At 67.3% G+C, this 14,080-nt stretch carries 9 protein-coding genes and 1 pseudogene; 6 read left to right on the forward strand and 4 right to left on the reverse strand.

Annotated elements, in window-relative coordinates:
* Positions 1–294: 294 nt before the first annotated feature.
* Entirely contained in the window at positions 295–3,600 is a 3,306-nt protein-coding gene (locus tag AWZ10_RS52005; protein WP_159058552.1) for a hypothetical protein, read from the reverse strand.
* A gap of 116 nt (positions 3,601–3,716) precedes the next feature.
* On the opposite strand from AWZ10_RS52005, the gene AWZ10_RS41805 reads away from it, so the two are divergent.
* Together AWZ10_RS41805 and AWZ10_RS41810 are read left to right on the forward strand one after the other, a co-directional pair.
* On the forward strand, positions 3,717–3,914 hold the full coding sequence (locus AWZ10_RS41805) for a hypothetical protein (protein ID WP_060893712.1): 198 nt from the start codon (positions 3,717–3,719) through the stop codon (positions 3,912–3,914).
* 192 nt (positions 3,915–4,106) lie between these two features.
* Complete coding sequence (locus AWZ10_RS41810; protein WP_079104656.1) at positions 4,107–5,360, forward strand: IS256 family transposase; 1,254 nt, start codon at positions 4,107–4,109, stop codon at positions 5,358–5,360.
* Positions 5,361–5,395: 35 nt separating this feature from the next.
* Here the strand turns inward: AWZ10_RS41810 and AWZ10_RS49335 are convergent, their stop codons facing one another.
* The gene (locus tag AWZ10_RS49335) at positions 5,396–5,962 is read right to left on the reverse strand and encodes a GNAT family N-acetyltransferase (protein ID WP_079104657.1); all 567 of its coding nucleotides are present in this window, start codon (positions 5,960–5,962) and stop codon (positions 5,396–5,398) included.
* A 91-nt stretch (positions 5,963–6,053) separates the two neighbouring features.
* Positions 6,054–7,235, reverse strand: coding sequence for a hypothetical protein (locus AWZ10_RS41815; RefSeq protein WP_159058553.1), 1,182 nt, complete (start codon positions 7,233–7,235; stop codon positions 6,054–6,056).
* Between the two features lie 511 nt (positions 7,236–7,746).
* Here AWZ10_RS41815 and AWZ10_RS56125 point away from each other — a divergent pair.
* Positions 7,747–8,797: pseudogene (locus AWZ10_RS56125) on the forward strand (IS630 family transposase).
* Positions 8,798–8,872: 75 nt separating this feature from the next.
* Entirely contained in the window at positions 8,873–9,235 is a 363-nt protein-coding gene (locus AWZ10_RS41825) for a hypothetical protein (protein WP_060893714.1), read from the forward strand.
* 857 nt (positions 9,236–10,092) lie between these two features.
* Here the strand turns inward: AWZ10_RS41825 and AWZ10_RS41830 are convergent.
* Positions 10,093–12,102: an alpha/beta hydrolase family protein gene (locus AWZ10_RS41830; protein WP_060893715.1), complete on the reverse strand. Its 2,010-nt coding sequence runs from the start codon at positions 12,100–12,102 to the stop codon at positions 10,093–10,095.
* A gap of 499 nt (positions 12,103–12,601) precedes the next feature.
* On the opposite strand from AWZ10_RS41830, the gene AWZ10_RS41835 reads away from it, so the two are divergent.
* Together AWZ10_RS41835 and AWZ10_RS41840 are read left to right on the forward strand one after the other, a co-directional pair.
* Positions 12,602–13,507, forward strand: a complete 906-nt coding sequence (locus tag AWZ10_RS41835; RefSeq protein ID WP_046708698.1) for an alpha/beta fold hydrolase — start codon at positions 12,602–12,604, stop codon at positions 13,505–13,507.
* Positions 13,508–13,715: 208 nt separating this feature from the next.
* The gene (locus AWZ10_RS41840) at positions 13,716–14,021 is read left to right on the forward strand and encodes a transposase (protein ID WP_060893716.1); all 306 of its coding nucleotides are present in this window, start codon (positions 13,716–13,718) and stop codon (positions 14,019–14,021) included.
* Positions 14,022–14,080 lie beyond the last annotated feature (59 nt).

The following is a 14,080-nucleotide window of genomic DNA, read 5'->3' on the forward strand; positions in this document are numbered from 1 at the left end:
ACGCACCATTGGAGCGGTCCGCAGGTCTGCATCCGGCTGGAGGGCCGGAATTCGTGGAACTCGGTCACCGCGATTTGGGTGAACCCGCCCAAGAGCGTGAGGGCTCGGACGGTGCGGCTGTTCATGAACGGCCGGCAGTTTGCCGACGCGCAAAAGGCGGTGCGCGTCGGCAAAACGGTGTCCTTCACCTGGTCGTCGATGGACACCAGCACGGACACCAAGCTGTGCGTACGGTTCAAGGTGAAGCTTCCCTGCAGTACTTCCGCTCAGCACGATCCGCGTCGCACCTATGATTCACCAGGGGGCGGTTGGAGTCCCGTCCGGATTGAGGCCGTACGGCCACAGACGCTCAGCCTGGTCGGCGGTCGTATCTCTCCGCCTGCGAGACAGCCAGACAACGACGGCCGAGTTGCCGGCGTCGGCAGCCTTGAGAGCGCAGCGCTCGGCGCCCCGTCTGTCGCCCGCTACCTCGCGTGATTTCGCGAGGTCTTCCAACCCCCGTGTGTTGCCCGCCTCTGCAGCTTGGAGGGCCAAGCGCTCGGCACGTTCGTAATTTCCTGCCTTCTCTTCTGCTATCGCAAGGTCGCACAGGGCCTTTATGCTGCCGAGCTCTGCAGCTCGTTCGAGCAAGGCTCGAATGTCGCCGTCGTATTTATGGCGGATAGTGCTCGCGAGTCGGTACAGGAGGCCGCCCGCATCAGCTGCTCTGAGGGCGAGACGTTCTGCCTCTTGGAGCTTGCCCATTGCTCCTCGTCGCAGCACAAGGTCCTGCAGCGGGCCAGGTAGGCCAGCCTCTGCGGCTCGGAGGACAAGGCAATCGGCTGTCTCAAAGTCATTCGAATCGTCTCGCCGACCGGCAAGCCATTGCAGTGCATCGTGTCGGCCGGCGACGAGGTTGCCCAACGCGAGCTGTTCAGCGTGTTCTCGCTCACCAGACTTCTCCTTCAGCCGAACCAGCCAAGGCGTCATGTCGATGTCGGGTTGCTCTCCAACTTCTCGGAGAAGGCGCTCCGCTTCCGCATAGGCTGTTGCCTCTTCTTGTAGGCGCGCGAGCCAGAACCACACGGTGACATTGCCGTACTCGGCGGCATGACGCGCGAGATGCTCGGCTCGGTCGTGGTCACCGGCCCTATATCGCCGTCGGGCTAGCCAGAGCAATGTTCTCGTATTCGGCCTGTAGGCGACGGCTTCGTCGTACAGGGCGTCGGCATGAAGGGCAGTCCCGAGCTGATGTCGAGGGCTGGGATGGTGGTACATCCTCAGGCGACTGGAGCGTGCCGACTCCTCTGTGGCCTCGGCTGCCTGGCAGGCAAGCTGCTCCGCCTGGCCTGGGTCACCGGCTTCTTCACGCATGCGGGCGAGGTCGTGCAGCGCATCCGGGACGTCTGCTTGCGCGGCTCTTAGATAGAGGGACTCAGCCTGCCGGTCGTCGCCTGACTCTTCCCGTCTGTGCCCCAGCCACCATGAGGCTTGCCCGTCGCCTGCCTCTGCGGCTCGCTCGTAGAGGGGTTCGGCCAGTTGGTGATCACTCCAGTCATCCATCCACTGCGCGAGCCAGCGCAAAGCTTGCATGTCGCCGCGGTCAGCGGCTTCCACGGCAAGACGCTGGGCCGCTTCGTGGTTTCCCGCCCTCGCTTTTGCTTTTACCAACCACAGCACTCTGTCGGATGTCGTGGGCTCCGGCTCGGTTCTGCGGATTTCCTCAGTGTCCTCGACGGGTTGGGCTCGTTCACGAACGTCGGCTAACCACGCCACTGCCCTACTGTCGCCGACGGCCGCGGCTTTCGCAGCGAGCAGATCAGCTCCGTCGTGGTCTCCTGCTTCTTCGCTGAGTCCAGCCAGATGACGCAGGCAGTGGATGTCTCCGAAGCCCCATGCCTGCCGATAGAGCGCTTCTGCTCCTGGCCGGTCACCTGCTCGCCTTCTCCTGTGCCCGAGCCAGACGAGAGCCTGCGTGTCGCCAGCCTTCCCGGCTTCGACGGCTAGCCGCACCGCCCGGTCGTGATCCCCTGCTTCTTCTCGTCGGCGGGACAGCCAATTCAGAACATCGGGGTCACCGCTGGCCGCAGCCCGTTGGAGGAGCGCATCGGCCGCTTGCTGGTCACCGGTCTTCTCGTATTCGGCGAACAGCCAAGTCATGGCGCCTACGTCGCCTGCGAGAGCGGCCTTGTTCCGCAGGCGGTGAGCCCACTGCGTTCGATGGCGGCTGTAGGCGGCCTGAGCGACCTGGGCAAGGTCGTCGGGGCTGACGATGTTTCGGTGTGTAGCTTCCCAAAAGGAGGCGGGAGGGCACAGTCGGCGACGGGTTTCTCGGCCGTGCTGCTCAAGATAGTCGGCGAGTCGGTAAGCCGGTCCCTCCGGTGGTAAGTCACCGAAGCGGTTGGCGTCCTCCACTAGCCGATCGATTCGCCGTCGACGCACGCGTCGCAGGGGAGCGAGGTCGCCGTGCACGGGAGTGCCCAGTTCGGCCAGGGCTTGCTCGAACCAGTTGTCGCTGAGCCGGTCGAAGTCGTCGTCGCGGAGATAGTCCTCAGCCGCTTCGCTGAGAAACCCCATGGACAGGTGCAGGCCGATGCCGAGGCGACGGGCATCCATGGCCGCATCGAGCACGGCCCTGGCACCTGGAGAGGCGCTGGCTTGACGCTGCAGCAACTGCGGGGCTCCGGCCAAGATCTGGGGGAGTCTACCGTCACGAGCGTTGCTCACCGCTTGAGCGAGAAGCTTGTCTCCGGCCGCGGCGAACGCTTCCGCCTGAGCGACAGCGGCATCGTCGAACCCGGCTGGAACCGCTGCGAGTCGTCCGGCCAGCAGCTCGCGTACCCGCGTGTGCGGGTCCGGCTGACCTGGCCGAGGCACTGTGGTGTACGCGTCTGCGTACTCCGGCCAGAGCGTGCCCAAGACCAGGACCGGACCGCGTTCGGGGTCCGTGAGCAAAGTATGCAGCGCGGCGGCGATCCGCTCCCCGGAGCCAGCGCTCAGGTAGTGCTGGGCTTCGTTCAGCCACACCACGGTGTAGGGCCCGACCTGCCCCAGGGCGGCGAGGGCCGCCTCTGACCGTGTCGGGTCGAATGGGTGCCACAGTTGCCACCCTTGTTCCTTCAGCGGCTGGATGGCTTCCCAGCAGGCCCGGGTCTTGCCGGTGGAGGAAGTGCCCACCAGCATCAGCAAGCCGCTCCGTCCCTCGGCAGCCTGCGAGACGGTGCCCTCGAGCACATCGTCGTGATCCCGCCACACGTAGCGGGGGAGCCCTAGCTCCCGGGGGCCGGCGGGGTGCACCTCCAAGGCGTGAGGGTCGAACTGTCCGATTGGCTTTCCGGGTCCGGCGCTTGCGTCGTCCGACCGCGGCTCGCCGACTGCCAGTCGCCTCAGCCTGAGCAACTCCTGTACCGGAAGCTCAAGCTGTTTCGCCAACGTCGCGACCGTTTGAGCCGATGGCACATGCCCACCGTCGCGTAAGGCGTGGTGCAGGGTCGTACGACTCAACTCCGTCTTCGACACGAGCTGGTCACGGGACAGGCCTGCCCGCGCCACCGCATCCTGAAGCCGCGATCTAAGTCCGACCAGCGCGTCTGCGATTCGGCCCTCCTGCTCGTCCACCACGCCCCCGCTCTCCGCACGATTCATCAGGGTTCATCTTCGTTCAGCCCGAACCCTGACGAACACGTTTTCCACGACATTGGGCGACGTCAACGAACCGTCTCACTCGGGAGCATGCCTTGACTGCAACTGCCGTCGTCCTCACCACCGCTGTGGTCGTCATCGTCGCTCTGCTGATCGCTGCTGCGGCGGGCAAGTTGGCCCGCATCGACGGCGCCACCTATCCCACGGCTCTGGTCCACGCGGCCACTGCATTCACCGGCACCGTCACGTTGGTTGCCGCCCTCACTGCAGCGTTCGCCGCGGTTTTGCGGTAGCGGAAGGGCAGTGAAGGACACTCGGTGCACGGCAGTGATTACGACGTAATCACCGAAGGTCTTGATCCCGAGCAATGCTCATTACCTGTGGATCGGGCTCGGGTTGATGCGCGAACGACGTACCTTCCCGAGTGATCGATCGACTGGTATCGAGTAGGCCCGCGTAGCCGCGCGGGTCGGGAAGGCCTGCCCGTGCTCAGCGTAGTCAACGCCGATGGCACCACGCCGAACGGCTCCCTGATCGATGAAATCGTCCGCGATGGCGCCCGCCGGATGCTGGCCGCCGCCCTGGAGGCCGAAGTCAACACCTACATAGCCGAGTTGGCCGACCAACGCGACGAGAACGGGCGACGGCTCGTGGTCCGCAACGGCTACCACCAGCCCAGGTCGGTCACTACTGCGGCCGGGACCGTCGAGGTGAAGGCGCCACGGGTGAACGACAAGCGCGTCGACGAGGCGACCGGCGAGCGCAAGCGGTTCTCCTCGGCGATCCTGCCGCCCTGGTGCCGCAAGTCCCCGAAGATCAGCGAGGTGCTGCCCCTGCTCTACCTCCACGGCCTGTCCTCGGGCGACTTCGTACCCGCGTTGGAGCAGTTCCTCGGCTCCGCCGCCGGGCTGTCGCCCGCCACCGTCACCCGGCTGACCGCGCAGTGGCAGGCCGACCACAAGGCGTTCGGCGAGCGCGACCTGTCCGCCACCGACTACGTCTACGTGTGGGCCGACGGCATCCACCTGCGCATCCGCCTCGCGCAGGCCAAGTCCTGCGTGCTGGTCGTCATGGGCGTGCGGGAGGACGGCACCAAGGAACTGATCGCGATGGCTGACGGCTACCGCGAGTCCGCCGAGTCCTGGGCCGACCTGCTGCGCGACGCTGCCCGGCGCGGCATGCGTGCTCCCGTCCTCGGTGTCGGCGACGGCGCACTTGGCTTCTGGAAGGCCCTCGCGGAGGTGTTCCCCGAAACCCGTCATCAGAGGTGCTGGGTTCACAAAACGGCCAACGTCGTCAACGCCCTGCCGTCATCGGCTCAGCCCGGCACCCGCAAGGCACTGCAGGAGATCTACAACGCTGAGGACCGTGAGCATGCACTCATGTCGGTGGCCGCGTTCGATAAGACCTACGGCGCGAAGTGGCCCAAGGCGACCCGGAAGATCACCGATGACGTCGACGAGCTGCTGGCGTTCTACGATTTCCCCGCCGAGCACTGGATCCATCTGCGCACGACGAATCCGATCGAGTCGACCTTCGCGACCGTCCGGCTGAGAACCAAGGTCACCCGCGGCGCAGGCAGCGCGGCCGCCGCCCTCGCCATGGTCTTCAAACTCGTCGAGTCCGCCCAGGCACGCTGGCGAGCCGTGAACGCACCCCACCTCGTCGCCCTCGTCCGAGCCGGCGCCCGCTTCGAACGAGGCCACCTCGTTGAACGCCCCGAGACTCTGGCGGCCTGAACAGCTTCACCCTGCCCGCAGAAGGCGAGCGGATCTCAGGAATCCGTTCGCCGTATGTGCAGATGGCCATCGAGAGGGAAGGCGGGTGGCGCTGCGGGCAGGACTCTGTCGAACTCATAACCGCTCTTCTGCGCAACGCGGCACGATGCCGGATTGTCTTCCTGGTGAAGGAGTTCGAGACGTTCCAGCCCGTCCGCGCCGAAGGTGTCGAAGGCCCAGCCGGTGAGAACCTCAAGAGCGCGCGGGGCCACACTCCGCCCCCGCGCATGGGCTGCTGTCCAATATCCCACCTCAGCAGAGGATTTGCCGGACACGATTTCCTTGAGGACCACGTTGCCCACCAACTGGCCGTGAATCACATCGGTTTGTGTCTCAAGGACGGCAAAGCCGAACCGGTCCCCTGCTGCCCAACCACGCTGCTGGGCCCGCACCCACCGTGCCCCGTCAGCCTTGTTCTCCACGGGCGTGCTCGTCCAATGACGCAAAGCGGAGTCCTGGAACGCCTCGACCAGTGCATCAACGTCCTCCGCGCACCAGGGCCGAAGAACGAGAGCGGGAGCGGACGGTGTCGGGCGCGCATGCAGTGGGGCGGCGGAGTTCACGAGCTGATCGTATGCGGCGGCGTCCTCTGACCGTGGGCCAAAGATCCATATCCACAGGTCTTGACTATTACTCCAGTCCCGGGAAGGTCGATCAAGTAGTCGAACGCCAGATAGCGGCCCTGGTCAGGCAGCAGAAGGCTACTTGCCCCCTGCACCGGCGCGGTGGCCCACGCCAGCGCGTCCTCCAGGGGCTCCGGACGCAGGACGGCTCCGCGCGAGCGGACAGGTAGATCTCGTGCAACGGCACCAGCAGCGATGCGTCCACGGGCCGGTGCAAGCCCATACGCCGACAGTCGACGGCGGCGGCGACCAACGCGGCACCGCGCGGATGCTCACCCGTGTGCCAGGCGTGCGTCCAGTCGTTGAGCAGTTCCGGACCTGCCGCCAGCACCTCGGCGATTCCGAAGCGATCGGGTGCCTGAGCCGCCGCCTTCAGCCGCGGATCCCGATCCGCTTCCCGGGCCCGCCCGACCTCCTGCGGTGACCACAGATGATCCAGCTCCACCGGTTCTCCGGCATGGAGCAGCACCTCACGGCCGGCCCGCCAGGTTGCTGCGTCGGTGACGTCACGCTGCCGGGCGCTGTACCTGTCGTACTCCTTGCTGCGCATCGACGCCAGGAGCACCCCTTGCCGTTCCGGACCGGCGAGCATCGCTTTGACCATCTCCAGAGTGATGCCTCCGGCTCGCAGAAACTGGTCGAATTCGTCGAACCACACCACACAACGCCGGGTCCCGCTGACAGTGGAAGACAACGTCTGCAGGTCGTCCGACGGCCGCGCCTGCAACAGGGCGAATTCGGGAACAACCATGCGCATGGCCTCGTAGGCCAGCCGGGACTTGCCGGCCGTCGAGTCACCCACGATCAGGACAAAGCCCCCCTGCCGGACCCGCCGCACGACGTCGTCGAAGCGGTCTCGCTTGACGAACGCAGGCACTCGGTTGGCCCTCTGACGGGCACTACGACGCAACGCCGCAGGATGGACCCCCAAACTGATCGGATCGACCGCATCCCGCACACGCAGCGTTCGAGCGGCTAGCTCTCTTCCGCGGGCCGCAGCGGCGTGACGTTGCTGACGGTGCGCCGAGAGAGCAGTCCGCGTCTCATCGGCGAAGACACCGGTCACCGCAGCGGCAACAGCAGCCACGGCAGCCGTCCAGCCTGCAGGCAGCCAGGCTGAGGTTGCCAGTGCCGCGCCCGCCCCACCCGCCGATACGCCGAGCAGGATCACCCACAGGCGAAGCGACCGCCACACCCTGCCCTCCACCATCACGGACGGAACGGCACGCCGTCCCACTTACACGTCAAATGCCGAACACGGACGGTCTCACCCATATTGAAGCGCAACAACCGAAGTTGGACCCCAACAGGAAGAAAAATGCCTGATCCGCACCAGACTTGCGCCACTGGGCGAGGGCATACCCCGATGTCTTCGGATGACAGCAAGCCGATGACGGCAGTGCCGCGGCACCCGCCTCATGACGCCCTGCGGCGGGGCTCTACCGGCAATTTCCAAGAGGCCGGGCCTCACTCGCGGCCGCTCGGTGGCCAGCCTCCGGGCGCGGGAAACAGCTCGGTGCTGATCATCTCGACGCGCTTCCAGCGCAGACAGGACCGCTTGCCGAGCGGCGAGTCCGTCATCCCGCCGGTATGTGGGACGGCCAGAGGCAGGCGGCAGAGGCGGCTGCGGGCTGGCTGGTAGAGCGGACCAACTACTGAACCTGAACGAGTGATGTCGGGGCGTTCGGCAGATCCAGGACTCCGGGTCCGGTACTGCTGGGGCTGTGAGGTATGCGCAAGGTGGGGGCTTCACCGACGCGGAGAGGGCTACTCGCGAGCGAGTGCGTCTGGATGCGGTGGTCCGGTTCGAGACTGGGCAGACGACCAGAGCCGTCGCGACCGCGCTCAGGGTGTCGGAACGGTGGTGACGTCAGTGGCGTGAGAGCGGTGCACCTGGTGTCGCCTCGAAAGGGTCGCCTGGCCGCTCCCGGCTGTCCGACGGCCAAGTGTTCAGACTGGAACGGGAGTTGGAGCGCGGTCCACTCACGCATGGCTGGGCTGATCAGCGGTGGACTTTGGCCCGTGTGAAGACCTTGATCGGTCGGAGTTCCACGTCTCCTGCACCGTGGAGGGCACGTGGCGATTGTTGAAGCGGCACGGCTGGTCGTGGCAGCAGCTGGCACGGCGAGCGATCGAGCGCGACGACGACGCGGTGGACCTCTGGAAGATGGAGGTCTGGCCGCGGGTAAAAGCACCGCGGCGGCCTGCGACGGATGGATCGTCTTCGAGGACGAGGCCGGTCAGTCGCTGACGCCGCCGCGGGCCAGGACCTGGGGCCGCAGGGGCTGCACCCCGGTGGTCCGCGTACGCGGCCGAGGCTCAGGCCGGGTATCGATAGCGGGCATGACCTGCTACAAGCTCGGCGGGCGGTCCCGGCTCTTCTACTCCGTCCGCGAGTGCACCGGACGCAAGGACCAACCCCAAGGCTTCGGCTGGCGCGACTTCCGCGACCTGCTGATCCGTGCACGCACCCAGCTTGGCGGCCCGATCGTCCTTGTCCGGGACAACGTCCGCTTGCACCTGACCAAGCCCCTGCGGGAGTTCATCGAAGCGAACGCAGACTGGATCACGGTCTTCCAGCTGCCCACCTACACGCCTGACCTGAACCCGCAAGAAGGTATCTGGTCGCTGGTCAAGCGAGATATCGGCAACCTCGCCGCCGCTGACCTCGGCCAGATCACCCGCGCCGTGAAGCGCAAGCTCAAGATGCTGCAGTACCGACCGGAGGTCATCGGCGGCTGCCTCGCCGACACCGACCTGGCCCTGGACACGTGAACACACCGGCCGGCCAAACGGCGACAAGCCAGGCACGGGCGGAGCCAAAAGCCCCTGCTCAGATACGGTGACGGCATGACCGAGAGCCTGCCTGCCGATGTAGCCGACGTGCTTGCGGCAGTCCTGAACGCGGACAATCCGGTTCATGCCGCGCTCCGACGGCAGGTTCCGCACCTCAGCGTGCGAGCTCGCTGCACATGCGGGTGCGGTACCGCCTACTTCGAACTCGACACCAGCGAGGTCGAGCCCGCGCCCACCGGTCCCGGCACTGTCGTGGCGGCCGAAGCTCAGCTCGTCACCGAAGCCGGTGAGTGCCCCGGCGAGGTCCTGGCCTTCACGCAGGGCGGCTTCTTGTCGTGGCTAGAAGTCTGTTCATGGAGCGACGACATCGACGTGACACTGGCCGCCGCGCGTCACTGGCTGCAGCCACGCTCTTGATCCCGGACGGCCAGCGCTCAGCGGTTTCCGATCTGCACGACACCACGCTCCGACCGACATCACGAATTCAAGTTCAGTAGCCCGCATTTAAGCGCGAGTCGCAGGTCCACGTCCCGCCCAGCGTTGAGAAGGGGCCCCGGCATTGCCGGGGCCCCTTCTCAACGCGCTGCATGGAGCCCCCGGCCTACCCCAGCCGACCTCGCCGACGCCCTCGTCCGGGTCCATCTGCAGAAACAGTGTTGGTCTTGAAGAGACAAACGTTGGCTGCGATCTTCTCCTCGTCGCGGGTGACGAACGGGGGCGTACCTGGACTCCGAATCGCATTGGTACCACGTCCAGTTCGCCGCCCGAGCAACTGCTCGCGTCCCCGGCCGCTGACCCCGAGCACGACGACCAGGAGCCGGAGGTCGGACGCGGGGAGGCGACCGACCTGGCGGCGCTGCGGGCCCTTGGGGGAGTCCCGCACGGACGTGGAAGCCCTCGATCTCACAGCCGACCGGCTGCGCCACCTCCAGGACGCGTTCACCAAGGCGGCCGACGACTCCCGCGCCCGCACGGACCGCTACGCCGAACAGGACGATGCCGACGCGCACTCGGTGCACCAGGAGGACCAGCAGACGCACCACCGACAGACGCCCGGACCGCACCGCGGCCACGAGGCCGGCCACGAGCGGACCCGATGTCGTCATCGCCGTACTTATCGACCACTCGACGGGCTATCGCAGTCAGCTCGGGGAGCGGCTTGTTCTCCAGCTGGGCGTGCACATAGGACCTCTTGCTGTTGTACGGATCTCGTCTGGCTACGAGGGCGCCGAGCGCTGCTCACACGCGTACGATGGCCGCCGGGCTCGGCCCGGTCACAGCAGGCCGGGCTGCTGCCATTCGGCGCCGAGGACGTGATGGTCGAGGAAGTTGAGGAACGTCTCGTACCACAGGCGCGTGTGGTTCGGCCTCAGGACCCAGTGGTTCTCGTCCGGGAAGTAGAGGTACTTCGTGGGGACTTCGTGCCGCTGCAGCTCCTGGAAGAGCGTGGCGCCCTGCCCGACGGGCACGCGATAGTCCTTCGCGCCGTGGATGACGAGCATCGGGGTACGGATCTTCGCGACGTCCAGGTGCGGCGAGCCGGCGTCGTAGCGCTCGGGGCGGGTCAGTGGGTCGCCGAAGATCCGCTGGAAGTACCAGGGCGCATCGGTGTCGCCCTGGAACATCCGCAGGTCCCACAGACCCGCATGGCTGATGATCGCCTTGAACCGGTTCGTACTGGTGGCGACCCGGTTCGCCATGTATCCGCCGTACGAGCCGCCGGCGAGCGCGGTACGTGAGGCATCGATGTCGTCCCGGGCCTCGGTCGCGTCGGTCAGCGCGATCACATCCGAGTAGGGGCGCCCGCCCCACTGTCCCCAGCCGCGCCGGTGGTTGATCTGCCCGTAGCCGGTCGACAGGGCCGGATCCGGCAGCAGTACCGCATAGCCGCGCGCGGCGAACGGCCACGGGTTCCACCGCCAGGTCCAGCCGTTCCAGCTGAACTGCGGTCCGCCGTGGACGGCGACGAGCAGCGGAGCGGGCTGCTCGGCGGACGCGCCCTCGGGCAGCACGAGCCAGCCGCGCAGCACGAACCCGTCGTCCGCCTCCGCGTGCACCTCGGTGAGCGTGCCGGGCAGTTCCCCGACGCCGCCCGGGGCGGGCAGCCCGGCCGGAGTCTGGTCGACGACGTCGGCGTCGATACGGACGGGCGTCGGCGGCGCGTCGACCGCGTGGCGCAGGGCGTAGAGCGTCCGCCCGTCGGGGGCCACGGTCAGCGAGCCGTACGCACCCGAAGCGGTGAGACGTGTGACGCCACCGTCCGGGTCGCGCCGGAAGACGGGCGCGTGCCCCTGCTCGTCGGACGTGAAGAAGAGTGTGTCGTCCACCGGTGAACAGGCCACGCCGCCAGGCCAGTTGTCGAACCCGGGCAGCAGGTCCCGCACAGCGCCGTCGGCCAGGTCGATCCGGACGAGAGTCGCTTCCCAGGGGGTGTCGTACGTGGGGTAGCGCATCCGGCAGCACACGACGGCCGAGCCGTCGTGTGTGAACCGCGGTGCCTCGTAAAGGTGCTCCAGATCACCGACGACGTGGATCTCCTCACCGCTCACCGCGTCGGCCACCACCACGGCGGTGCGGTGCTCGTCCGGGACCCGCCCGGCCACGAACCGGCGGTACGCGACCCGAGTGCCGTCCGGCGACAACGCCGCGTCCCCCGGATCCTCCAGACCGATCCCCTGCCCACCGGCGACGACCGGCTCCGCGTCGGCACCGGCACGGACGAAGGTGTGCGGCTCCGCCGGGCCGAGGTCGTGGTCCCAGGCACGGGTCGGCCCGGCCTCGTACAGGATCGCGGTGACCTTCGCGTCCTTTCGCGCCGCGCGCAGCTTGCCGTGCGCCTCGGCGTCGGCGGCACCCGGCAGCAGCCCCGCGGTGTGGCACAGCGCGCCGGAGTCCCGGGCGACGGTGACCGCGGCGATCCCACCTGGGTGCCGGGCCACGACGACGGCCTCCCCGCACGGCGGCAGCGCCCACAACGCGGCGCCCTCGTCCTCGTCACCGTCCACGGCGGCGCGTCCGGACAGGAAGTACAGAGTCCCGTCCGGACCGAACACCGGCCCCGACTCACCCTTGTCGGACCGGGTCAGCCGCAGCGCGTCGCGCTCCCCGGCCGGATCGATCTCCCACACACCGGACACGAACCGCGTCCCGTCCCCGGACAGCGACTGCACGGCGGCGACGAGACGAGTGCCATCGACGGACAGAGCAAGGGAGTTGACGCGGGGGCAGGCGACGAATGCGGACAGGTCACGGAAGGCGGACGGGCCACCGGAAGACTCGATCATGCGGGCGATTGTCGCCCGTGCACGATACGGACGGCCAGGGAGCATGACGTGGGGCGCCCGTCTGTCAGCAGCCCTTCCCGCATAATCGGACATACGCGGATGTAACGCCGTTCGTTATCGCCGTTACCGAGACGCTTTCGCGGAACGGCCACTCCTGCCCCAGAAGCCCCGCGACGGAACTGGCCTGTCGCGCCGAGGAAGGAAAGCACCTACTCGGCTTGTGCTTTATCTTCGGGCGTCACGCAGAGTAACGGCTTGCTCGTTTGCGTCAGGCGCATAGTTCGTCGCCGCCGGAGCGGACCGAATGTCGCGCACGGCTCGCGTGCGACGGGGTTCAGAAGGTATCGAGATGCGTTCTGACGCCTCTTCGAGTGTCCGGTCAGCAACGAGACGGGACGAGTCGTATTGCATCACTCCGGAGGTGTGCGTCATGATGGCGACGCAAGATGACGAGACGGCTCGTCTCGTCATCGGATCGTGGATGTGGGGGAGTGGTGCCATGAATCAGCGGTTTGTCCAGGTCGGCCCGGCGGTGCGGCTGTGGTCCGAGGTGCGCGGCGACCCCCGGGGTTCCACCCTGTTGCTGATCATGGGGGCCGGGGCGTCTGGGCTGGGCTGGCCGGAGGGACTGGTTGATGCGTTGGCCGTGCGCCACCACGTCATCCGCTACGACCACCGGGACACCGGCCGCTCCAGCTTGAGTTTCGACACGCACCCGTACCGCATCGTCGACCTCGCCTCGGACGCGATCGCCGTCCTCGACGCGTACGAAGTGGAGCGGGCGCACATCGTCGGTCACTCCCTGGGCGGCATGCTCACCCAACTGCTGATCGCCGATCACCCCGAACGGCTGCTCAGCGCGACAGTGATGGGCACCGGCGCTCTCAGCAGCACCCCACTGTCGCACCCGGACGGCTCCCGAACTCCCGTAGGCCGCCTCCCGCCCATCGACGCACGGGTGCTCGAACTGTGGTCCCAACCCCACGAGGACCGTGGCCTGGAGGGCGAGCTGGACCACCGCGTGGAGCACTGGCGGGTGCTCAACGGCGATCAGATCCCCTTCGACTCCGAGGAGTTCCGGGCCTCGGAGCGCCGCATCATCGAGCACGCCGGGCGCTACGAGGCGCCCATGACCCACGGGCGCGCGGACCACTCCGGCATGGACCGCACCGAGGAACTTGGGCGCACCGAGGTGCCGACCCTGGTTATCTCCGCCCCGGCCGAGCCTGTCTTCCCGCCGCCGCACCCCGACCATCTCGCCCAAGTGATCGCCGGGGCACGGCTGGTGGAGATACCGGGCATGGGGCACGCCCTGCCCCGCGCCGTCCACGCACCCCTGGCCGCGGCCGTCCTCGACCACACCCTGGCCACGGACGCCCGCCCCCGACCAGAGGCGGGGACGTAACCTCGATCTCCTGGTCGGCTAGGCGCGGCACCTGGCGAGGAAGATCCAGGCGTGTTCGTAGCTGGCGGCGGATGGTGTGCCGTCCTAGCTGTGCTCAATCCCCTGGTGGGTGATGCTCGGTGAACGGGGGCACCCGTCCTATGAAGCTTCCCCTTGATGTTGGACACCTGGAGACTGGGACGTGAGGTTCCAGAGGAAGTAGTGCCAGGTGGGAAGCAAAAGCAACCGCAGCAGGCGGTACTCGGAGGAGTTCAAGCGCGACGCGGTCGCGCTGGTCCGCTCGTCCGGCAAGACCGTCACCGAGGTGGCCCGGGAGATCGGGATCAGCGCCGAGGGCCTGCGGAACTGGGTCAAACAGGACGTGGTCGACCACGGGCAGGGGGCGCCGGGCGAGCTCACAAGCGCGGAGCGGGAGGAACTGCGTCGGCTGAGGCGGCAGAACCGTGAGCAGGCCGAGACGATCGAGGTGCTGCGAAAAGCGGCGGTCTTCTTCGCGAAGGAGAGTGATCGATGAACGACGTGTATGCGTTCATCGAGGCGGAGAAGACCACCCACCCAGTCGCTCTGTTGTGC

It is taken from the genome of Streptomyces europaeiscabiei (assembly GCF_001550375.1).
Lineage (GTDB): Bacteria > Actinomycetota > Actinomycetes > Streptomycetales > Streptomycetaceae > Streptomyces > Streptomyces europaeiscabiei.

Excerpts from the sequence above, each read along its gene's own strand:
- AWZ10_RS41825 (WP_060893714.1), top strand. The coding sequence starts at position 8,873 with ATGACCGAGAGCCTGCCTGCCGATGTAGCCGACGTGCTTGCGGCAGTC.
- AWZ10_RS41830 (WP_060893715.1), bottom strand. The coding sequence starts at position 12,102 with ATGATCGAGTCTTCCGGTGGCCCGTCCGCCTTCCGTGACCTGTCCGCA.
- AWZ10_RS41835 (WP_046708698.1), top strand. The coding sequence starts at position 12,602 with ATGAATCAGCGGTTTGTCCAGGTCGGCCCGGCGGTGCGGCTGTGGTCC.